Origin of the sequence: Pullulanibacillus camelliae, assembly GCF_014642655.1 — a bacterium.
Taxonomy (GTDB): domain Bacteria; phylum Bacillota; class Bacilli; order Bacillales; family Sporolactobacillaceae; genus Pullulanibacillus; species Pullulanibacillus camelliae.
Genome location: NZ_BMIR01000027.1, coordinates 12,901 through 36,061, shown reverse-complemented (window position 1 = coordinate 36,061; position 23,161 = coordinate 12,901). Strand labels below are relative to the sequence as shown.

Annotated in this window: 15 protein-coding genes; all 15 read right to left on the bottom strand. The window is 35.8% G+C overall.

Translation table 11 applies throughout. From position 1 onward, the window contains the following. Nucleotides 1-25: 25 nt before the first annotated feature. Nucleotides 26-613 carry a hypothetical protein gene (locus tag IEW82_RS18320; protein ID WP_188698384.1) on the bottom strand — a complete coding sequence of 196 codons (588 nt, stop codon included), beginning with the start codon at nucleotides 611-613 and terminating at the stop codon, nucleotides 26-28. Beyond that, nucleotides 610-1,161 (bottom strand): glycosyltransferase family 2 protein, encoded by a 552-nt coding sequence (locus IEW82_RS18315; protein WP_188698381.1) that lies wholly within the window; start codon nucleotides 1,159-1,161, stop codon nucleotides 610-612. The genes IEW82_RS18320 and IEW82_RS18315 overlap by 4 nt, the downstream gene beginning before the upstream one ends. A 1,593-nt stretch (nucleotides 1,162-2,754) precedes the next feature. Next, entirely contained in the window at nucleotides 2,755-3,156 is a 402-nt protein-coding gene (gene tagD / locus IEW82_RS18310; RefSeq protein WP_188698378.1) for a glycerol-3-phosphate cytidylyltransferase, read from the bottom strand. Between the two features lie 132 nt (nucleotides 3,157-3,288). Continuing rightward, nucleotides 3,289-6,615 carry a CDP-glycerol glycerophosphotransferase family protein gene (locus IEW82_RS18305; protein WP_188698375.1) on the bottom strand — a complete coding sequence of 1,109 codons (3,327 nt, stop codon included), beginning with the start codon at nucleotides 6,613-6,615 and terminating at the stop codon, nucleotides 3,289-3,291. A 204-nt stretch (nucleotides 6,616-6,819) separates the two neighbouring features. After that, on the bottom strand, nucleotides 6,820-7,656 hold the full coding sequence (locus IEW82_RS18300) for a DUF6270 domain-containing protein (protein ID WP_188698372.1): 837 nt from the start codon (nucleotides 7,654-7,656) through the stop codon (nucleotides 6,820-6,822). A gap of 273 nt (nucleotides 7,657-7,929) precedes the next feature. Then, a complete protein-coding gene (locus IEW82_RS18295; protein ID WP_188698369.1) occupies nucleotides 7,930-10,815 on the bottom strand; it encodes an SH3 domain-containing protein in 2,886 nt (961 codons plus the stop codon). Nucleotides 10,816-10,918: 103 nt separating this feature from the next. Next, nucleotides 10,919-12,646, bottom strand: coding sequence for an N-acetylmuramoyl-L-alanine amidase (locus IEW82_RS18290; RefSeq protein ID WP_444544438.1), 1,728 nt, complete (start codon nucleotides 12,644-12,646; stop codon nucleotides 10,919-10,921). A gap of 955 nt (nucleotides 12,647-13,601) precedes the next feature. After that, nucleotides 13,602-14,423 carry a 3'(2'),5'-bisphosphate nucleotidase CysQ gene (gene cysQ / locus IEW82_RS18285; RefSeq protein ID WP_188698363.1) on the bottom strand — a complete coding sequence of 274 codons (822 nt, stop codon included), beginning with the start codon at nucleotides 14,421-14,423 and terminating at the stop codon, nucleotides 13,602-13,604. Continuing rightward, entirely contained in the window at nucleotides 14,420-15,025 is a 606-nt protein-coding gene (gene cysC, locus IEW82_RS18280) for an adenylyl-sulfate kinase (RefSeq protein ID WP_188698405.1), read from the bottom strand. Before cysC ends, cysQ begins: the two co-directional genes overlap by 4 nt. Beyond that, a complete protein-coding gene (locus IEW82_RS18275; RefSeq protein WP_188698360.1) occupies nucleotides 15,025-16,806 on the bottom strand; it encodes an SLC13 family permease in 1,782 nt (593 codons plus the stop codon). The genes cysC and IEW82_RS18275 overlap by 1 nt, the downstream gene beginning before the upstream one ends. 14 nt (nucleotides 16,807-16,820) lie before the next feature. Then, nucleotides 16,821-17,987: a sulfate adenylyltransferase gene (sat, locus tag IEW82_RS18270; RefSeq protein WP_188698357.1), complete on the bottom strand. Its 1,167-nt coding sequence runs from the start codon at nucleotides 17,985-17,987 to the stop codon at nucleotides 16,821-16,823. Between the two features lie 482 nt (nucleotides 17,988-18,469). Further along, nucleotides 18,470-19,369 carry a PfkB family carbohydrate kinase gene (locus IEW82_RS18265; protein WP_188698354.1) on the bottom strand — a complete coding sequence of 300 codons (900 nt, stop codon included), beginning with the start codon at nucleotides 19,367-19,369 and terminating at the stop codon, nucleotides 18,470-18,472. Nucleotide 19,370: 1 nt separating this feature from the next. Then, nucleotides 19,371-20,747, bottom strand: a complete 1,377-nt coding sequence (locus tag IEW82_RS18260; protein ID WP_229672780.1) for a purine-cytosine permease family protein — start codon at nucleotides 20,745-20,747, stop codon at nucleotides 19,371-19,373. A 5-nt stretch (nucleotides 20,748-20,752) separates the two neighbouring features. Beyond that, nucleotides 20,753-21,757 carry an ADP-ribosylglycohydrolase family protein gene (locus IEW82_RS18255; RefSeq protein WP_229672775.1) on the bottom strand — a complete coding sequence of 335 codons (1,005 nt, stop codon included), beginning with the start codon at nucleotides 21,755-21,757 and terminating at the stop codon, nucleotides 20,753-20,755. 112 nt (nucleotides 21,758-21,869) lie between these two features. Further along, a complete protein-coding gene (locus tag IEW82_RS18250; RefSeq protein ID WP_188698351.1) occupies nucleotides 21,870-22,571 on the bottom strand; it encodes a GntR family transcriptional regulator in 702 nt (233 codons plus the stop codon). Nucleotides 22,572-23,161 lie beyond the last annotated feature (590 nt).

Here is a 23,161-nt window from a genome sequence, read left to right as displayed (position 1 = left end):
TATCCCTTAGTAATTATTAATCACTTTAATTTGTCTTTTTATTATTTATAACTCGTAAAACTTTTGTCATCTTCCAAGAACGACTATTCAACATTTTTCGCTGTTTACTATAAATTTTTAACAAACTCTTCCCTTCCAAATACCAATATTTTCTAGAGATATGTATTTGAATATATTCTTTTGCTAAATCAATATAACCTTTGCTTAGCAAGCTAATAAACGGATATTCTAATTTAAAATACTTCTTAATAAGTTCTGGATTATAACTTAGTATAATTGGTCTTATGCTCTTCAATAAAAAAAACTTTTTAGATAATGGAAGAGAATTAAATGAGGGATCAATAAGTTTCCACAATATAGAACGCATAGCATTTATTTGGAACATTTCAAATTGATCTTTTGTCAATAGATTCTTTACTAAATTTGCAGCTTTACAATCATTTAAAATCGTTGATTCCATATCTTGTTGTGTCATTGAAAGATTATCATTATCATCCCTAGTACGATACATATAAACAGTTTCTGGTATATAACAAAATTTTTTTGCCGATGTAAACAACTGCATATCATAAAATTTGTCTTCGCCATTTTTCATACCTTCAATGAATTTCAAACCATTTCTTCTTGCAAAAGATGTTTTAACAAGTTTAAGGTATACTGCTGTCTTAACTTGTAAAAAAAAGGTACTTCATCAATAGACACATTATAATAGCTCTTTTTTAATAAATGGTCGCGAAACGTTATATGATGCCATGTTTTTCTTTTTGGGTCACTATCGTTAAAACTTTCCATTTTTCCCATTACAAAATCAGAATTCCAGTGTTCAGCAGTATCATACAATAATTTATATGCATTAATTGGAAGATAATCATCAGGATCTAAAAAAATTATATACTTTCCTGTTGCTTCTTGGATTCCAATGTTTCGTGGCCTCCCTGGTGCTCCTGAATTTTTTTCCATATTTATAACTTTAACATTATTAAATTTTTCTCTATACCTTTCTATGATTTCACTTGTACCGTCTGTAGAGCAATCATTTATCATTATAATTTCTAAATGATTAAAACCTATGGTTTGATTAATTAAAGAATCAAAAGCTTCATTTATATATTTTTTAACGTTATATATTGGTAATATTACGGATATATATGGTATTAGCATACTAATGTTAACTCACCCCTAAAAAATCATTTTGTTACTAAAAAATAAAACTCAGGTTGCTTTTAAATAAAAAGCCTATGCCATTTGACATTATAACACATATAATATCAAATGAGGGGAATTAGAAAAATATGTTATATAGATTTTGAACATTTCTTTATATCTATACTAATACCTTGGTTTCAATTTTTGATATGGAGTATATTTTAAAATGAAACTTCCTTTATAATAGGGAATTTCTAAATGAAACAAACTGTACCAAACTCTGTCATCCCCGATAGTTAGAGCTGGAAATCTAGTTTTTGGGGAATTTTTATGCTAAATATAGTGAAGAATCTAAGCTCTACAATATGCGGTGGCGAGCCTTTACAGACCAAGGTTTACTTTTGTTTTAAAAAAATACTCCATATTCTTTTATCTGGTAACCAATTTGCGAAAAAAGGAGATAAAGAGAGAATATAAGTGTTTACAAATTTTATCACAGAACTTCTAGGAGCAAAAGAATGGTATGTTGAGATTGAACACGTTGAGCAAACGGAGCAAGGTTTTTTAGTTGAGCTCAGTACAAGGTTGAGAAAAATGATGTGTCAAAGATGCAAGTCAAAAACGAAAAAGGTACACAGTTACCGAGTGCAACGTATCCGTTGACGTTTGATCGAAGAACCCCAGTGAAGTTATCCCTCCGAAGAGAGATGCAGATAAGACCACATTCCAAAGGATTATTGTGGATGTGGAGAAAAGGAAATGATTGAAGTGTTTCCTAATCGGCGTGTCGAGACGCTAGAAAAATACTTTAAAAGTTGTGACTCAAACCGCGTGGAAATTGTCGTTATGGATAATGTCTAAGACTTTTAAAAAAAGCGGTGCAGTCGGTATTTGATAAGCCGTTTATTATAGCGGATCGATTCCATTTTATACTACAAGACTGTTGGCATTGGACACCATACGAAGGGATGTACAGCAGACATTCAAAAAACATCAACTCCACACCAAACGTAGTAAGAAATTACTGTGGATGGATCTTGCGAAGTTAGATGAAAAAAGCCAAGAAAGACTGTAAGAGATTCTGAACTTGCATACGGATCTGACGGAAGCCTATACACACTTAAAAATGCTTTAAACAATTGGTTTAAAACAAGCGATTTCTATACAGCTAGGTAGGGATTTGAAGCGTGGTTCAATGAAGTTGAACACTCCCATTTAGCCCTGTTTACGAAGGGTGTTAAACGTTTAATAATTAGTTTCAAGAGATTCCGCAAGAAGATCTTATTCAGGCAAGCCATAAGATCCTCAGCATTTCAGTAAGCCGAGGATCTCCAATAGAGCATGTGGGTACACCACATTTAACAACGAACCCTTTTTAACAAATACTCTAACTTAAAGGGACATCTCAGAACGGGTGATAGTTAGCTGTATAGCTGAAATCCTATTTTACTGGCTAACCCTTCAAAAAAACTCTGAAAGTTTTACAGTCACACTAATTTTTCTTTCTATATGCTAAAGGAAAGTTAGGAAAAGATATTAATACTTATACTAACAATTCCGTTTTGTATAGCTTTTCTTTACACTGTACATTAAGCATTCATGGATAATTCAACTCTGTTTATCTCCTGCAAATAAGTCAGTTTTTATCTTTGTAGTGGAAACCCCTACCGTACGTGGTAAATAAACCACTTCACAGTAATCTTTTAGAAAATCAAATTTTCCTTCCCAATCATCACCCATGACAAAGATATCCACATTATTATTGATAACATCATCAATTTTTTGCTCCCAGTTGTTCTCAGGGATTACTTCATCAACATAACGAATAGCTTCCAAAATAAGCTTGCGATTCTCATAACTGTGATAAGCTTCTTTATGTTTGCTAGCATTGAATTCATCTGTAGAAAGACCAACAATTAAATAATCACCTAAGTCTCTTGCTCTTTTCAATAAATTTATATGACCATAGTGGAGTAAATCGTATGTTCCATATGTTAGAACCTTTTTCATAATTATAACTCCTTATATTGATTAATGTATTCAAAACTTTTTGTGATAGATCAGTTATCAATTCTAAAATTAATTATAGGGCTATTTATTCAGACATTCAAATAATGAAAGATGTTATTTATTTCCACACTATTACATGAATAATTTATCCACAATTCTTTGACTCGCTTGTCCATCTTCCAATAGGCAATACTTATTGTAAAAAGCTTTATACTTATCATGGTATGCCTTATTAACACTATCAATATTTAATACATTTTGAATAATATCTTCCGTGTTTTTCATAAATGGTCCAGGGGCCTCCTGTTCAAAATTTAAATAGAAGCCTCTTACTTGATCTCTGTAAATTTCCAAATCATATGTGTAATAAAGAATAGGCTTTTTCGTATTCGCAAAATCAAACATTACTGATGAATAATCTGTAATAAGGATATCAGCAATAAGAAGTAATTCTTGCATATCGGAATAGCTTGAAACATTAAAGGCAAAATCCTGCAATTCTTCTTCGATTTTTAGCTTATTACTTATTGCGACATGCATGCGAAGTAAAATGATATATTCTTCTCCTAATTGTTCCTTCATTTGATAAAGATCCATATTGATATCAAATAAAAATTTATTTTTATTTGACGTCTGATTATCACGAAATGTAGGGGCGTATACTATAATCTTTTTATCCCTAGGGAGATTCAAACGATTTTTTACTCTTAAAGCAATATCATGTCTCTCTTCTTTATAAAAGATATCATTTCTAGGATATCCTGTTTCCAGTATATTTCCTTGATATTTAAATGCACTTTTAAATGCCTGCGTAGCAAAAGGACTGGGAGAAATTAAATAATCCCATGTCTTTGTAGCATTATAAACCCTCTCCACATAATCCTCACTTCTACCTTGAACTTGTTCGATATCAAACAACATTTTTTTCAACGGTGTCCCATGCCAAGTTTGGAGATAAGTTGTCTGTGGCCTTTTAATGATATAGGTAGGGAAATTCTGATTATTGACCCATATTTTAGCTCTAGATAGATAGTAATAATAATATGGACTTAGTCTTTTTATACGTTTTGTCTTTTTGTTAGGAAAACGAACCTTTTTATTACAAACCCACACAATTTTATAATTCAGATTTCTTCTAACTATTTCCTCATAAATGTAACGTGGGCTATCTGAATACTGCTTTCCAACGCCACTTTCAAACACAATTAAACTGTTATCAACTGGTAAAATTCTCTTAGCTATATTATAAATTCTTTTCATGGTTGGGAAATAGTATCTACTTTTTCTAAAACGTTTATAAAGCTGTCGTGTCCGCTCATTATTATACAAGGATTTATAATTAATTTTCCTTTTAGCGTTAGAGACTTCTTTATAAATTCTCTCTGATGATTTTAAGTCCCTATATTTTAGAAATTTTGCTGCTCTAGTTTCATTGTCTTTTTTCATTTTAAAATCTGTTTGAGCATACTTTTCAACTAAATCTAAAATATGGTCAACATCATATACAATATCACCAGGTAAGTCATTATCTAAATCTAAATGTGAACCTCGTTTTCCAATAAAACGCCCTCGATCAAACTGATAATAAACAATTGGCTTTGTTAAAAAACTAAAATCAAAAGCAACACTTGAATAGTCAGTAATCATCATGGCACTTTCTTTTAGCAACAATTGCACATCAACTTCTCCCTGACTAATGACTCTAACAGGAGCATCTTTGAAGTAGTTTGTAAATTGTTGCATATTAGGATGTAAACAAAAAACAATATCAAAATTATATGATTTAGCTAATTGATTTAATCTGGGGTGATGTACTAAAGTTGTATAACTTTCAAAGTACTCACTTTCAAGAAATTGATTCTCGTTAACTAACCACTCTCTCCAAGTAGGAATAATAAGAAGCTGTCTTTTTAACGGGACATCATTTGCCAATAATGCATCAAACCTAGAAAGTCCCGTGACTTTTACTTCACTTGGATCATAGCCAAAATCATTAACAATAATTTCCTTTTCGTAATCCGAACTGACTAAAAATAAATCTGTATCGAAACTTGGAGATCCCTTTCCATAAAAATGAACTGTATTCTTTGTTCCAATAACCCCATGTTGTAAGAAAACTCTCGCTGCCTTTACTTTTTTATTAAACTCATTCGTCCTTAGAGGATAAAGATAATCTGGATGGTGAGAACCGACTATCTTTGTTGCCATCAGTGTGTATTTAATATGTTTTTTTGATTTATAAACCAGTATATTTCCATACTTTTTAACGTTTTTTATTTCAGGTGAATCCTCTTTTAACACATAATAGGCTCTTCTGTTAGGATGCTTTTCCCTTATATATTTAAAAAAGTGAAATCCTGTATCCTGAGCCTTATATGGTCTTTCACCAATAATCCATATATCTTTTTGACGATAAAAAGGCCTAAATACCCAATACCACTTCATAAGTTTTCTTAGATAAAAGTAAGCACTGGGTTCAAATGAATCTACCTGTAAGGATAAATTAAAATGTTTAATCGTATAATAAGGGCTTACTGCCAAAATTTCATTATCTCTAACCGCACTGATCCCTTTTGTTTTATACTTTCCCCTAAATGTCGGTTTACCTACCCTAATCCTTTTAATTTCTTCATAATCGTTTAATTTAATGAGCAAATAAACATCATAAACGTCTTCATTAAGTTGTTCATTTCTAAATACATCATTTAAGTCAAGATTCACATGATAAGTATATCGATTAAGTCCATACTTTTTTTGTGTTTCTTCTTTTGAAAATTCTAGAGAAATTGGCGACTTAATTTCAATATTCGATTCTCTTCCAATAATAGATAACTCAGCAGCACAAATTTTAGAGTTTTTTGAATACACTATTCCACCAAAGTCTATATTATGATTTTTAGTATGCAAATAACTTAAATTAAGTTTTATGTTTGGCTTTAGTTCATGATTAATAGCAAATGAGATATTCCCTTTATTTGTTATATACAAAGTACAACTCAAGCCATTTTTCTCTATCAATTTAAATTCACTCGTCTTGGTGTTTTCAAATCTTCCCAGCCTTATTGGGTACTCTAAATACTTTTCTCCGTTATCCTCAATAACTTTCTCAGCGTTGGCTTCAAGCTTATCACCTTTTGCTTCACTGAATATACTCTTAGGTACATTGACATACAAAAATAAATTATATAATTGTTCTGCACCATTTTGAAATTCTGGGAAGATATCAACCGGAACTTTAAAATTAAAAGTTGAATCCTGCTGTGCTGAATTGACTTTTATTACTTGATTATCAAATCGAGAAACAAACCGAAGCTCTTTTACTTTATAATTTGTGTTACTTAACAAACCACTTATATACAAGTCTTCATCATTTTGATATACATTTATGCACTGTTTTAATTTCACTCTACTTTTTCTTAATAACTGATTACGAATTTTTTTTATGTACTGAACAACCATCAGGTGTCACCTCAAAATAAATATTAAAGCTTTTATTACAGATTAAAATCAATCACAATTATTATATAGTATGGTTTTATTTAACTCCAATTATTTTCTTGTTACAAAATAGTTCCATACAAATATTTACATAAAACAAAAGGTAATCACCTTTTTATTCCACAATAATTAGAGAAGTCCATTAGACTTCCCTAATATATTATTTTAATTTGACCCACGCAACGTTTTCATGATACTCGATAAAGGATTTACAAAAGATTTTTTTTTATTAAATTCATTCTCCAATACAACTTCATTAAATTTTTTATATAAATCATCATAATACTGTTGGGAAAAATGCCACGGTTTATTCCCATAAATATGATCAATTTTTCCAAAATACGTTTGATTTCTCATATCTATTAAATAAACATCATAAATTGAAGTCAATTGCGAATAAATTTTATTATACATCATATTATCCTTGGCGACAATTTTGCAAATATTCGGACTGAAATTTATTGGATAATTTTCTTTATTTAAATATGAATAGGATTGATTGAAACCATTGATAATCACTATACAATCTGGAATGTACTTCTTAACCCAATCCATAAACATAGAAAATTTCTCATAAAATAAATCCAAATATTCATTATCCCTAAATATATTTAAAGATTTATTATATTGTTTATTTTTAAAATAAACCGTCTTTCTAAATCCATTAGGATTATTTGTAAGATAACCATGATCTGTCTTAACCACTCCATATTTTACATCCGTGTATAAATCTAAAAGAATATAATCTGGTTGTAGGTCAATAAGTTCTTTTCTATATGATTTTTCCCTGTCTCTAATAGTTGTATTTTTTTGCAGCTTTGAGACTTTCATTGTAAATTCTCTTAAATCTTCTTCCATCACTATTTCTTCAGACATAAAACTAATAATTGAAGTTTGCCATATAGTAGCAACACACTCATATAAGTTCTTGTAATTTTTTATGAATTTACTGTTAAAAATATCCCTCGATGGACAAGCTCCAAATACTGCAACCTTTTTCATAATATTACCAAACACCTCAAACGTAATATTTTAATGCTTTAATTTTTTTCACAATTACAAGATATAAAACGATATAAATTCTAGCCATTCATTAAAAAATATGAACTAATTCTAGCATAAAATACTTTGAATTGAAATTTTCCTAATTTCAAATATATGGATAAAAGACTTTCCTATAACATAAAATCTGGTATAAAAATTATAAAGTAGTTGAATCGAATAATAAAATAACCATTGCAGCCATAGATAACTGCAATGGTTATAAATTAATAATTACTGTTTACTAAGGTATTCGCTTGAAACCCACCCTTTTTGACCGTTATATTCTATCTCATACCATGTGATACCTTCACTGGATTTTGTTACAGACTTGCCATTACTTATTACAGCAGAAACAATATCTCCATTCTTAAGACTTCCAATAACGTTAGAAGTACTTGCTGTTGATGGACTACTTCTGACATTTAGAGAGGAGGTTATGCCCGTAACCTTATAAAGAACTACTGTATCATCCGAAAAGCTTGGTAAGTCGTAAGCTAAAGTAAACGTGGTTAACTGAGCATACATTTGTGCTAAATCATATGTTTGTTTTACTGCCCAACCTACATCTGTCGCATACTGGTGTGAAGCATAGCCATTATTAACCAACGACTCTGGATTCCAACGCATTTTATATAAGGTATCTTGTCCATTATGAATATAATTTTCAGATACAAATTGTGCACCACCGACGATGGCCTTTTCTATGGACGTCCATCCCTGTGAAGCAGCATATGCAGATCCATTTTTGTCAGCATTCCCGTCTGTGGCATTGATACCATACATATTATAGACTTTTTTTCCATTAACTACTATACCTTTAGCAAGATTACTAGTCCCGTTACCAGTTTCCAAAAGGGCGTGGCTAATGAGATAAAGCTCATTAATATTGTATTTTTTCGCCGCCTCAATGAAATATTGTCCTGTTCCTTCCAGAACTCCTTTACCTTTTAAAAACTTAGCATCTAATTCAGAAGCAGTTGTTCCAGAATAAGTGGAAAGAATCAAGAATTGAAAATATTCTTGAGTACCTCTAGCAAAATTGTCAGGGTTCAGATAATAGGCTACTTGATCAGCGGTTGCATCAACCTGACCTAGACCATCTGCCTTTGGATTCACATCCATTTCCATAGCAATAGCATCAGACAAAGAAACCCCATAAGATGTATTAATTTGCTGTCCAACATCTGACTTCTTAAAATATCCAGTAACTGATTTTCCGTTTATTATAACCGTACACTCATACCAATTGGAGGTAAAAGTTTTATATTTTAGAGAAGTGCCTTTCGCGTAGCTCTTTAAAACTTTAGAACCGGTTGAAGCTTTAGAATAGACCTTTGTTGGACTTTTTAAACCTATTCCATGCAATGTTTCTTGCTTTGCTACAATATTTTCTACAGTACTTTTTTTAATATATCCTGTCGTTGCCTTACCATTGATATAAACAGTGCATTCATACCAATCGGAAGTGAAAGTTTTATATTTTAAAACACTTCCTTGAGCGTAACTCTTTAAGGCTTTAGCACTTGTTGAAGCATCTGAATAAACCTTTGTGGGGCTATTCAAACCAACCCCTTGGAAAGTTTCTTGCTTTGTTACGCTGTTCTCTACATCACTTTTGTTAATGTACCCTGTTGTTTTCTTACCATTTACATAAATAGTACATTCATACCAATTAGAAGTGAAAGTTTTATATTTTAGAACACTTCCTTTGGCATAACTCTTTAACGCTGTGGAACTGGTCGAAGCATCTGAATAAACCTTCGTTGGGTTTTTCAAAGCAGCACCATGCAGCGTTTCTTTCTTTGTTACGCTATTCTCCACATCACTTTTCTGAATGTAGCCTTTAGTCGCCTTGCCATTAACATAAACAGTACATTCATACCAATCGGAAGTAAAGGATTTATATTTTAAAACACTCCCTTTGGCATAACTCTTTAACACTGTGGAATTTGTTGAAGCTTTAGAATAAACTTTTGTTGGACTTTTTACACCAACACCATGAAGGGTTTGTTGGCTTGTTACAACATTTTCCACATCACTTTTTTTAATATAACCCGTATGTGCCTTGTTATTAATTATGACTGTACATTCGTACCAACCTGACGTGAGAGTTTTATACTTAAGTGTGCTTCCTTGAGCATAGCTTTTTAGTACACTTGAGCCGGTAGAAGCCTTTGAATAGACCTTTGTTGGACTTTTTAAGCCTACTCCATGCAACGTTTCCTGCTTACTTACTTCATTTTCCACGTCACCTTTTTTAATATAACCTGTACGTGCCGTGCCATTAATTATGACCGTACATCGGTACCAATCAGAAGAATAAGACTCATACTTTAAAACCGAACCCTGCGGATACGACTTTAAAACTTTTGATCCTGTCGACGTCTTTTCATACACATTTGTTTTAGACTTTAAGGCAATACCATGAAGTGTGGTTGTTGCCACATTCGCCTTCATAATTTTTACTTGCTGAGTCGCCTTGCTGTCTTCTTGTGTACCAGGAGTACTTTCCTTTTCACTTTGATCAGTATCTGCTTTCGAGTCATCATGAGTGGCTTGCTGATCATCGGCTGAAGAATCACTCGGTGTTACTTGTTGACTCTTATCACTACTTTGATCTTGATTGTCACTAGATGTTGTTGTACCTTGATCATCTTGTGACTGATCATCATCCGTGGTGGCATCCGATTGTGATTGATTCGTGTCACTGTCTTTTACAGAGGCATCTGAGGCATCATCCTTCTGAGCTGTATCCCTATTAGCCTCGGAATCGGTATCTCCAGACGGCTGAACCAAAGTTACATTATTTATGTACCCTGTCCAAGTCTTTGTCGTCTTAGGATCAGTGTAACTGACTTGCGAAAAGTCCTCACCTTTGTCTAAAATTGCCACTTTGCTCTCTGAAGGAATGGAAACTAAAAGTTCACTATCAGGAGTTGCCTCCTTAGTAATATCAACGGTTTCCCTCCCTTCCTGAGCATATACGGTAGCCGTATTTTCACTTGTTTTAGCTGTTACTGTACCGGTATCAACCGAATTCGCTTTCGCGTAAAATGGACTGATAGAAAACAATAAAGCCAAAGCTAAAAATGCGGCTCCTAATCTACCTATCTTCAATTAAATCCCTCCCTGAGTGAGCATTCTACAGGTACATCTAATATATTAATAGATTAGCGGCTGAACTGAAAGTAAAACAGCAATTTTTCCAATATTCAATTTGTTATTTTATAGCATTAAAGTAATTAACTACAGCTGTTGTTAAAGCTTGGGCAAATCTATTTCTAACCGTTGTCGATTCTAGATGCTTAAGCTCGGAAGCATTTGATATAAAACCAATCTCAATTAAAGTTGCTGGTGAAGTGTTCTTTCTAGTGACATACAAATTATCACTAATCACGCCTCTATTCTTTTCATCCAAAGCAGGAACAATTTCTTTTTGGATCGATTCAGCTAGTAGTTTACTTTCCTTCGGGTGTTTATTAACACCTGGGTATTCTGGATCGTTCTTTGAACTATAATGAACCTCAACGCCTGTTACACTACTATTAGTAGATGAATTCGCATGAATTGAAATATAAAGATCAGCTGAATATTTTTTAGCAATATCTACCCGACATTGCAGCTCATCATATCCCGTAGCGCCCTTTTTACAGTTCTCATCCTTATCCCTTGTCATAATGACTGTTGCGCCTTTAGATTCAAGGTCTTGTTTAACAACTTTGGCATACGCTAGATTAATAGTTTTTTCTCTTGTCCCATCAACACCTGTAGCACCAGGATCGTTGCCACCATGCCCAGGATCAAGGACAATCGTCTTGCCTTTAATCCCTTGATCTTGATCAGGATCTGCTTTTGCATAGATATATCCAGTCGTCGGTTTTCCATTTAAATATACTGTGCATTCATACCAGTCAGAGGTAAAGGTCTTATATTTGAGAACAGCTCCCTTGCTATACGTCTTTAAAATCTTTGAAGATGTTGAAGCTTTGGCATATACATGCTTGACAGTCTTTATAGGACTCCCTGTAATAGCTTTTTGATTTGAAACGGCATTTTCCACTGTGCTCGTTTTAATATAACCGGTCGTCGCTTTCCCTTTTAAATAGACGGTACATTCATACCAATCAGAGGTATAAGTCTTATATTTTAGTATAGATCCTTTGGAGTAACTTTTAAGCACTTTGGCTCCTGTTGAGGCTTTTTCATATACTTTTGTCGGACTCTTTGTCCCGATCCCGCGTAAGTTTTTCTGTGTTGTTGTTGGCACCTCGACATCATTCTTATTTATATAACCGGTGTGCNCGACATCATTCTTATTTATATAACCGGTGTGTGCTTTCCCTTTGATATATACTGTGCATTCGTACCAATTGGAAGTAAAGGTTTTATATTGTAATGTCGAGCCTTGTGCATAGCTTTTAAGCACTTTAGCTCCTGTTGAGGCTTTGGCGTATACTTTTGTCGGACTCTTTGTCCCGATGCCTCGTAGATTTTTCTGTGTTGCTGTTGGCACCTCGACATCATTCTTATTTATATAGCCGGTGTGTGCTTTCCCTTTGATATATACTGTGCATTCGTACCAATTGGAAGTAAAGGTTTTATATTGTAATGTCGACCCTTGTGCATAGCTTTTAAGCACTTTAGCTCCTGTTGAGGCTTTTTCATATACTTTTGTCAGACTCTTTGTCCCGATGCCTTGTAGATTTTTTTGTGGAGAAGCACTATTGTCAACATCGCTCTTTTTTATGTAACCGGTGTGTGCCTTGTTGTTCAAGATAACTGTACACACGTACCAATCATCAGAATATGACTTATATTTTAGAATAGACCCTTTAGTATATTGCTTTAAAACCGATGAAGCAGTAGAATCGGTTTCAAAAACTTTTGTAGGAGACTTCAATGCAACACCATGATATGTCGTCGTACTTTGGACATTGTTAGTCAACATTTTCTTGGGTTGAACAATCTTTTCATCAGCTTTAGGTTGTTCTTGTTGCTGCTTTTCATTTTGTTGATCCTTTTGATCGGACTGCTTTATACTATCCTTTTTTTGCCCTTCTGATAAGGCATCTGACTTATTTTGCTTAGAATCCTCTTTTTTTGCTTCATCCTGTTGCACATTACTACTCTCGCCAGCACTCTCCTGATCATTATCTATTGACTGCGGTTTGCCACTATCACTTTCTTTAGCATCCTTTTTATTAGGGATATCGGTTAAAAATTCATTCTCAATATATCCTGTCAAATTTGTATTTGATTTTTGATCAAAATAACTGACTTGAGTATATTCAGAACCTCTTTCTAATACTGAAACTTCAGTAGATGGTTGAAGTATTGTTACAACCTCACTGTCTGCTTGTGGTGATTTATAGACCTTAACTTGTCCTATTTCTCCACTTGTAGAGACTTGTGCTTTCTGTATTCCTGTGTTTTCGCTTACTGAAACATCCGTATCAGCACTGACGTAATAAGGAATCATTGAAAAGCAAACAAGTAAAACCACAGATAAAACGATTAGCTTTCCGAACTTCACAATTGTACAGCTCCTTTTCTATTAATAATTTGGAAATATAATCCATTCTATTAAAATAAATTACTTAAACATTTTACCATAGTTTTACTTTTTTAAAGCTATAATTCTACTTTTTTAGATAAATTATTACATATTTCTACATAATGGATGCCATTGTATAATAACGCAATTAGAAAACATGGCCATATTTCACCGCTTCGCTAAGCACGGCCTGATACGATTTTTCAAATCACACCACATGGGTGTCACCAAGCCTAAGTGTCGAAAGCCAAAGGTACACTTATAAGGACTTCTGCAAAGTTATAGATTCTGGCAATACAAAAAAAGCTACCCGAATGGATAGCCTTTGACAGGATTCTTATGATCATTTCTAATTTTTCTCCACCAAAAACCACGGATTATGTAAATCTTCCTTATTATACTGGAGAGGTGCTGTGCTTTCATAAATGGTCACGTGGCCTCCTGCTGCTTCAACAATTGCTTGGCCTGCAGCGGTATCCCATTCCATGGTTGGCGCATAGCGCGGATAAGCATCGGCTTTGCCTTCAGCCACTAGACAGAGCTTTAAGGAGCTGCCCGCTGATAGCCTTTTGACGGCTTTATGCTTTTGCCTTGCTGCCACAATAAATGCTTCTGTTTCTTTAGACATATGCGAGCGACTCGCCACAACGGTGTAAATCTCATTTGTATGATAAGGCAGGCGCTGTCCCACAGTCTCAACAGCTATAGAAGCATTCTGCCACAGACTTTTAAAATTTTCGATTTTATAAGCCCCTTTTTGGCGGTCCCCAATATACATGATATCGAGAACCGGTGCGTAAATCACGCCAAGGATCGGACGGGTTCCCTCTATTAAGGCAATATTAACCGTGAATTCTCCATTGCGTTTGACAAATTCCTTCGTCCCATCTAAGGGATCAATGCACCAAAACCTCTCCCATTGCATTCTATCCTCATAAGCAATGGTCTGACCTTCTTCACTCAGAACAGGAAGCGTCGGATAATGCTCCTGCAATTTCTTAACCAAAATGTTATGAGCGCATTGATCGGCACGGGTTAAGGGGGAATCATCCGCCTTATGGGTCACTTCAAAATCTGTGTCGTAAACCTTTAAAATGGCCTCACCAGCTTGGAAGGCTGCGTCAAGCACAGGCTGCCAAGCAATAGAGGAGAGAGCGGATTGCTTACTCATTGATCAATGTATCCTTTCTCTTTAAGATAATCGATCACTTGATCTGCGGAGGCTTCAATGCTTTGCCGGTCATTTTCGATAATAAGCTCAGGATGATCGGGAGCCTCATAAGGGGCATCAATGCCTGTGAAATTTTTTATTTCTCCTTTTCTCGCTTTAGCATATAGACCCTTAGGATCTCTTTTTTCACATTCTTCAATATCACATTGAACATAGATCTCTATAAATTCGTTTTGTTCCACCATCTCACGGACCATATCGCGATCCTCTTGATAGGGAGAGATAAAAGCAGTTAATGTAAAGACTCCGGCATCCACAAATAATTTGGACACTTCGCCGATGCGACGAATGTTTTCTTTGCGATCTTCCGGTGTAAAGCCTAAATTTTTATTCAGCCCATGACGAATGTTATCGCCATCTAATACATAGGTGCGAATCCCCATTTGATGGAGCTTTTTCTCCACTTCAACGGAGACGGTAGATTTTCCCGCTCCTGACAGTCCAGTAAACCATAAAATTGCACTTTTATGCCCGTTTAGCTTCCGACGATCTTCTTTAGAGACCTTGGCATTGTGCCATACTATATTTTCTGACATATTCATCATCCTATCCATACAAATTTAACAATCAACACTGTAGTCACCATGACCAAAAAGCTCAGCGGAACACCAACTTTAAAGTAATCCTTGAAGCGGTAACCTCCCGGACCATAGACGATGAGATTGGTTTGATAACCGATGGGTGTGACAAAGCTTGCTGAAGCAGCAATGGTAATAATAACGGCAAGTGCAACCTCACTTAAACCCAAGGAATGGGCAACAGACATAGCGATAGGGAACATCATGACCGCGGCGGCATTATTGGTGATGAGTTCAGTAAAAATATTGGTTAACAAATAAATGATAAATAAAATGGCTAGTGTTCCTAACGGTTGACCAAAATGAATGAGACCTGAAGCGATCCAATCAGCTGTCCCCGATGCCTTGATCGCTGCTCCCACACCAAACGCTGAAGCTATGATCAGCAGAACATTAAATTGCAGGGAACGCTGTGCCTCTGCAATCGTCACAATCCTTAAAATGAGAAGAAGAATGACCTCCAGACACATTGCTTTAAACATGGAAATCACTTGGAAGGAGACAAGCAGAATCATGAGTAGCAATGTTCCAAGCGTCAGCCAACCCTTTTGAATATGTGACTTAGAGATAAAAGGACTTTTAACAGGTGTGACCACATAAAAGTCATTCATAATATCCTGCCTAACCAAAAAGTCAGAACCTGCTAATATCAATAACGTATCACCCGGTCGCAAGATTATATTGCCGATTTTCCCATGGATTCGCTCTCTATGTCTATGCACGGCGATCACCGCACCATCATATTTACTTCTAAAATTAACATGCTTAACAGTTTTCCCAATAAGAGAGGAGTGATGTGAAATAACAACTTCGATCACTTGATTATTGCCATTAATCATGTCTTCAATCGAAATATCATGCGCAGGATCGAGACTGAGCCCTTTAGTATTTTGTAGCTCTGCAATGGTTGACACATCCCCTGTAAAAATAAGGCGATCTCCTTGCTTGATAAGACTTGAGGATTTCACAGGGGAAATCCTCTCTGTCTCACGAATAATCTCAATAAGAAAGAGACCACTTAATTGCCGAAGTCCAGCCTGTTCAACGGTTTGATTGAGAAAGGGATAATTCGCTTCAACAACAAGCTCAGCCAAGTAATCCTTTGTATTATTCTCTTCATTTCGTGCTTCACCTGTCCGTCTAGGCAAGAGCTTATACCCAATAGACACAAGATACAGTATTCCTATAATAGTAGTGGGTATTCCGACGATGGCAAGCTGAAAAAAAGAAAAGCCCTCGGCGTTATTCTTAAGCAACAATCCATGGACGACCAGCGTCGTAGACGTTCCCATAATCGTGATCATACCGCCCAATATCGTCGCGTAGGATAAGGGAATCAAAAATTTGGATGGCGATATCCCATGGTCCTCGCACCATTTCCGCACTACTGGTGTTAGAGTGGCAACAATCGGTGTGTTATTTAGAAAAGCTGAAAGCACTGAGACTGGAAGCATCATGCGCAATAGGGATAACTGTCCCTTTCCCTTTCGTCCTAAAACAGAGGTCAACAAGCGATTGAATATCCCACTTCTTTGGATCGCACCTGCAATCACAAAAAGCAAGGCAACTGTCATCATGCCTTCATTCGCAAAGCCTTGTAGTGCTTGATCAGGAGTAATAATTCCTGAAAGTAATAATACGACAAGCGCTGTGAACACAATTAAATCGGGACGCGCCACTTCTAAAATAAGCCCGATCATCATGAGTCCAACAACACTGATAACAAATATAATGTCCCATGTCATCGTCGCACTGCGCCTTAGCCGTTGTTTTGCATACCTTTAATCAAGACTTCTGCGACTTCAGGTCGGGAGAATTCAGCTGGTGGCTTTTGGCCATTGCGCAGCATTTCTCGCACTTTGGTTCCACTTAGATGCACGTGAAAGGCTTTATCGTGTGGGCAGGTTTTTGCGGTTCCCATATTGCCGCATTTTTTGCAGTAAAACGCATGCTCGAATTTAAAAATGCTAATGCCTAGCTCAGCCTCATATTGACTGATCAGCTCTTGAGCTTCATAAGTGCCATAGTAATCACCCACACCTGCATGATCACGCCCAACAATGAAATGTGTACAGCCATAATTTTTTCTAACAATGGCATGGAGAATTGCTTCTCGTGGACCAGCATAGCGCATAGCAGCAGGATAAATAACAAGGCGTGTGCGATCTTTGGGATAATAATGTTTAAGAATGACTTGATAGCTCTCCATGCGAATTTCCGCTGAAATGTCATCGCTTTTTGTTTCGCCAACAAGTGGATTCAATAACAAGCCGTCAACGGCTTCTAGTGCACATTTTTGAATATATTCATGCGCCCGATGAACAGGGTTACGAGTTTGAAAGCCTACAATGGTTTTCCAGCCTAATTCAGCAAACATCGCCCGTGTTTCCTTAGGGTCCATATAGAAATCCTCAAAATCGCTATGATCCGGTCGGTTCAGTAGATGAATTGGACCTGCAAGATATATTTCACCCTTGTCATAAAGCTTCTTCACTCCTGGATGTTCTTCATCGGTGGTGCCATAAACATTTTGTGCTTCTAATTGCTTATCATAGTCGTATTTTTCCTCAAGCTGAAGCACACCATAAGTAACACCATCTTCACCGACAAGAGCGACCTCATCACCGATAGCTAATTGATCAGCTTCCTCCTTGGTCACTGGCAATGTGATGGGAATACTCCAAATCGTACCATCAGCTAGCCTTAGATCATTGACAACACTCAGATAATCCTTCTGACCCATAAAACCCGTTAATGGACTAAATCCACCTATACCGATCAATTCAATATCAGAAACAGTCCAGTTTGACACGGTGATGGACGGGAGTTGTCTCGATAGATAGTCCTTTCGCTGTTCTGCAGATAATTCTCTGTTCACAAGTTGCCCACCATGAGCACGCAAGCTCGGTTCAGTTGCAAGATTCAAAGTAACTCCTCCTTTTTTATGATTAATAATAAATGATTTGGTGAAACAATTAAAGAGATTCGTAACCTTTTGAGAAATAAATCACACAAAAGATACAGAAGACATTAAATAAATGTGAATATAGCACACTATTTATATGTTGCTATTCCACTATGCCATACATACACCCTAAATATTAATTTATGTAAAAGCTTTTACATTGTATAGCGCCTTTGACCTAATGCCTTCTATAAAAATAAACAATCGGGGAACGTGTATGTGACACTCAGTATTTGGTAGACGGTGTGTGACTCGATACGCCGCGATTCATTGATAAACAATAGTCGAATAAATGGAACATCCGCTCACAAAAAGTATAAATGGATCGTTCCAATAATTCTTCAAAAACACTTCACGAAAAAAACGCAGCCTTCGGAAAAAACCGAAAACTGCATTATCAAAGAATAAAATGGAATCAGAGAGATCTCGTTTCTCTCAATTTATTAAGGCAATTTCCCACCACGTACCTGGACAATTTTGCGTGCCATAACGTTCCCCCAGCAACAAGCCTCTCGTATTGATTTTCCAGCTACTAACCCCGCAATGAAGCCACCCATGTGGGCATCTCCCGCTCCGATCGTATCGACTGGTATTATAGGAGCTTCTTTACATTCACCAAACCCTTCTTCAGCGTAGTACAGGGTTCCATCTCCTCCCATTGTGACAATTACAGGTTCAGATGTGATGCTATTTAGCCTGCTGACCCCTTCCTTCATTTCAGTGGTTCCTGTAAGGGCTGCAAGTTCAGAGACATTACAATGGACAATGGTGTTGAGCTGAAAAAGATTCTGTAAGAAATCTTTGTTCAAATGACGTGCACGAGGAGAAGGATCAAATATAATTTTTGCATCTTTTTTCTTTCCTTTTAATTCTTCCAATACAACTGAAGCTGAGTGTCCTTCAAAAGTATATCCTGATAAGTAAATATAATCATATGCAAAAATGTCAATATGCTCAAACCATTCAGGCTTCCAATCATTTTCAATCCCTGTCATCGTAATAAAAGTCCTTTCACCTCCTTCTTCAACGATTGACAAACACCATCCATTATCTTCATGATTATCTTTTATTATTAGAGAATGGTTGTCTTCTATAAGCTGTTCTTGAATTCTTTTTCCATTTGGGCCATTTCCAATTGGCACCATCAAATCATAATTAACTCCGCATCGCTTCAAAATGTTTGCGACATTATATGCACAGCCACCGACAAAGCTTTCTTCCTGCTTCGCAAATACGTCCTCCCCGCTCTTAGGCAGTGAAGGGATAGTCAAAATAACATCGAGAATGGCACTCCCCATCACCAATACTTTTTTACGCGGGTTATCGACTGTTTGCGCATTCATATTATACCTCCTCTTTATGTCGTCTCTCGTTTTGAATAAGTATCAAGTACAAAACAGCACTTGTAAAAAGTGTAAAGAAGACACCCAAATTCGATTTTGCGAATACCCCCACTGCTAATGGACCAGTGAATAGCGTTGATTTCGTAAAAAGCACACCAACCAGAACACTAATGATCCAGCTGATAACTCCCTTCATGTTAACCTTCCTCGCTCGTTCTATCTCCAATAATTCGGAATTATATCCCTGCTTCCGCAAACAAATGTAGTCGGTGATAAATACCGCCGCCCACGCAGCGAGTCCAACCCCCAATGCACTTAAAAACCCTTGAAAAAATCCCAAAAAGTTTTTCGAAATGATGAGAATATAAATAGGCACGACGATAATAATAAGTGAATGAAAAAAGATGACATAGGATTCTTTCCAATTGATATTAAAACTCTTCATAATTAAGCCAGATGATTTTAAACCAATAAAACATTGAGGTGTCAATCCCCCAAGCGCAGCCAATGCATACAAAACAATCAACCAATGTGGCAGGGAACCGCTATCAATAATAGCTAAAATAGGATTCGAAGCGCTTGCTAAATCAGGTACAAAAGACGCTAACAGTACTCCTGCCCCAATAATAATAAATAACGGAATCAGCGCTCCAAATGTCACACTAGATATAACAGAATAGTTAGAATTCGATTTTTTTTGGAAGCGGCTATAATCAGACGCGACTTTAGTCCAGGTCAATCCAGTGCCAATCATCGTGAAAACCAGAGCCGGTAAAAAATCTGTAAGCCAAGAACCTGAATGCATTTCTATTAATTTTCCCCAATTTGCCGATGGAATAATGAAACCGATAACAAGAATGGTTAATCCACCAAAGAAGTATGTGAAAAAAGTCTGCACTTTAACTAGGAGCTGCTGAGAGAAAAGACTAGATACAATAACCATGCCCGCAAAAATAGCTAAGCCTAGAAGCGTAGTCACTGTATTTGTACCAACACCAAAAAGATGCAGCAATGTTAAAATTGTTAAAGTACCTGTTGAAACATTGACAGTTAACCAACCGATCTGTGTCACCCATCCAATCAAGGCAGGAATAAAATTTCCTTTAAGACCGAAGGCAGCCCTTGAAAGTACAAAGGTTGTTGCTCCTGAATCCCTTCCTGCAAGGCTGACGATTCCGACTAATATAAAAGAAAGAGGACCTAACAAAGCGACAAGAAGGGATTGAAAAAAACTTAAACCAAAACCAATAATAATTCCTCCATAAACTATACCTAAAATCCCCATATTTGCAGCAAACCAGATAAAAAATAAATCCTTTGGACCCGCTACCTTTTCGGATTCTGAAAGAAATAAAGAGGAATGCGAATTCATCGACATATCTCTCACCCTTTCCCTTTTTTTGTAATATATTCAACAATTCGTTTAACATATGTCTGCAAAGAAACTTCATTGTTTTTGTCAATAACTCTTACCCAAGATGGATCCAAACTTTTGAACCCGTTTTTTGCACCGCAAATAGCAGTTGCCATTGCACCAATTGTATCTGTATCTCCTCCAAGATTTGCGCACAGTAAAGCACATCTGACAGGATCTTTGGCAAAATAAGCGATCGCTAATGCAGCAGGAACTGATTCACTTGTCATGGTTCCCGCGCCAACCAGATCATAGATCTTTTGAGTAAACTCTTCCTCATCCTCCTTGTATTGATCTGCAAGTTTTATTCCCAGCTTCAATCGCTCGATAAGAGAAGCACTAAACGTTTCAGCACCTTCTTTTGCAACCAATGAATAAATAGAAATAGCTTCTGCCATGATTTCATTCCAGCCGTAATCTGCAATAGCTGCGCTTACAGCAGTAGCAATCATAGCAGCTCCTCCTAAAGCAACATCTGTCGAATGCGTTGCTTTACTAAGTTTCACAATTAAATGCTTCATTTCCTCCTTTTCTTGGGGGGAAAACAAGCAGCCTATTGGAGCGATTCGCATCGCTGCACCATTGGTAAGTGCAGTTGACGTAAAAGGTTCAGGATCTTGTTTGTTTTTAATTGCTGTTAAGGCCGCTTTAGAACTAGGACCCAAAATATTTTTCGAGAATGCATCAATGCTATAGGCCCAATCAATTAGTTTATTTGCAACGATATGTTGATCTGGAATAAAATCGTTTTCAAATAAGCTATCTAAAAGAATAAGGGCCTGTGACGTATCATCAGTAAATTGTCCTAAACGAAAATATTTAGCTGCTCCATTCTCCTGGGGACCATCCAAAAAGGTCTCTATCCTCCCAAAAAAGTCTTTCACCCTTGTTCTGTTCCACAACTCTGATGGCATTCCCAAGGCATCGCCTATTGCCATTCCATACAATGTTCCCGCTATTTTATCCTTAATCAAACTGTCCTCACCTTTCTTCCAACTTGTATACTCATACGTACAAGTTAATAATAAAATTTAGATAGGAATTCGTCAAGTATAAAAGATTGATAGAGATAGATTATTCAAATAGTTAAATCACTTGAGACATTTTAAATGTAAAGTGAGGTGCGTAAACGACTTCAATTTGTTCAATTTCATCTCCTTCTTTGTTAAACACGATCCCATTAGCTTTTAGCAAAGGAAAATCTCCATCAATCTCGAACAAAGTATTAAGCTTTTGATTGCTTATAATAGGTGTTATTTCCAAATCTACATGGTGCGGTGGACATTGAAAGTTTTTTTCTAAAACTTCATAAAGTGATTGATTTTCGAAGTTATACTTGTCCAATCCAGGAAATATATCAAGTGGGAGTTCTGAATGATCAAGTGTCATCCAAGTGGTTATTCCATCTTTATTCATTCCTCGCAATCGAATAAGTTTCAAATAAAGTCCCTTTGCTCCTTTTTTAATAGTATGCTCAATGACTTTAGAAACGGGCTCCTCGTTTCTATTCCTCGCTAAATTAGAAAAACCCTGAAAATTCCATATTGTCCTCTTAACTTCTTTTATTCTTACAAATGTCCCTTTGCCATGTACCTGTTGAACGAGTCCTTCTTGACTCAATGCGTGAATCGCTTTTCTGATCGTTGTGCGTGTGATATCATACTCTTTCATTAAATGAGATTCTGAAGGCAACATGTCCCCCTCTTTATAGTGCCCATTAAGGATTTGCGTTCGTAAAATTTTTCGCAATTGCTCATATAAAGGTATATAATCATTTTTTTTCAGCATGGGTTAAAAATTCTCCTTGATCGATTTCTGTGCCCTATTATGAGAACTCTTTATTAATCCAGCTCAGCCATAATAATCGCAAAACTGATGATTGGATCTCTATATTTTCTTGACTGAAACATGCATTTCGTTCAGTCCTATTATTTATTCTTAGCTAATTAAAGTCACAACATATATAAATTTTTCTCGCCCATCTCGTATATTTCCTCACACATTCAAATAATAGAGCCTTAACCATTAACTTATTAATAGTTTTGATTTTCACTTATGGAGCTAAGTTCTTTTACTAATTATGGTTGCCACCTTCAACAAAAAGGACCTATTGGTTTCGGCAATATTAAATCACATTTCCTTATCATATTACCATTTAAACAATTACATATATATAATTATCTTAACTTTTTTAATTGGTCAATCTCATCTCCAAAGAGAGTGTATCAAAAGTCAACCTCTCAGCGCTATTTTATGACTTCAGACCTGATGTGAGTAGCAGTAGTAAAATCCCCAATATTAGTCTTACTTGAAGTGATGAAACAGATGATACTATTAAGTACGACACTCAAAAAAACAAAATAGCCTTGATTGTTCCG

Bases quoted from the DNA above. Each gene is read 5' to 3' on its own strand.
- IEW82_RS18250 (WP_188698351.1), bottom strand. From the start codon at position 22,571: ATGCTGAAAAAAAATGATTATATACCTTTATATGAGCAATTGCGAAAA.
- tagD (WP_188698378.1), bottom strand. From the start codon at position 3,156: ATGAAAAAGGTTCTAACATATGGAACATACGATTTACTCCACTATGGT.
- IEW82_RS18260 (WP_229672780.1), bottom strand. From the start codon at position 20,747: ATGTCGATGAATTCGCATTCCTCTTTATTTCTTTCAGAATCCGAAAAG.
- IEW82_RS18275 (WP_188698360.1), bottom strand. From the start codon at position 16,806: ATGACATGGGACATTATATTTGTTATCAGTGTTGTTGGACTCATGATG.
- IEW82_RS18300 (WP_188698372.1), bottom strand. From the start codon at position 7,656: ATGAAAAAGGTTGCAGTATTTGGAGCTTGTCCATCGAGGGATATTTTT.
- cysQ (WP_188698363.1), bottom strand. From the start codon at position 14,423: ATGAGTAAGCAATCCGCTCTCTCCTCTATTGCTTGGCAGCCTGTGCTT.
- IEW82_RS18265 (WP_188698354.1), bottom strand. From the start codon at position 19,369: ATGAATGCGCAAACAGTCGATAACCCGCGTAAAAAAGTATTGGTGATG.
- cysC (WP_188698405.1), bottom strand. From the start codon at position 15,025: ATGAATATGTCAGAAAATATAGTATGGCACAATGCCAAGGTCTCTAAA.
- IEW82_RS18315 (WP_188698381.1), bottom strand. From the start codon at position 1,161: ATGCTAATACCATATATATCCGTAATATTACCAATATATAACGTTAAA.
- IEW82_RS18305 (WP_188698375.1), bottom strand. From the start codon at position 6,615: ATGGTTGTTCAGTACATAAAAAAAATTCGTAATCAGTTATTAAGAAAA.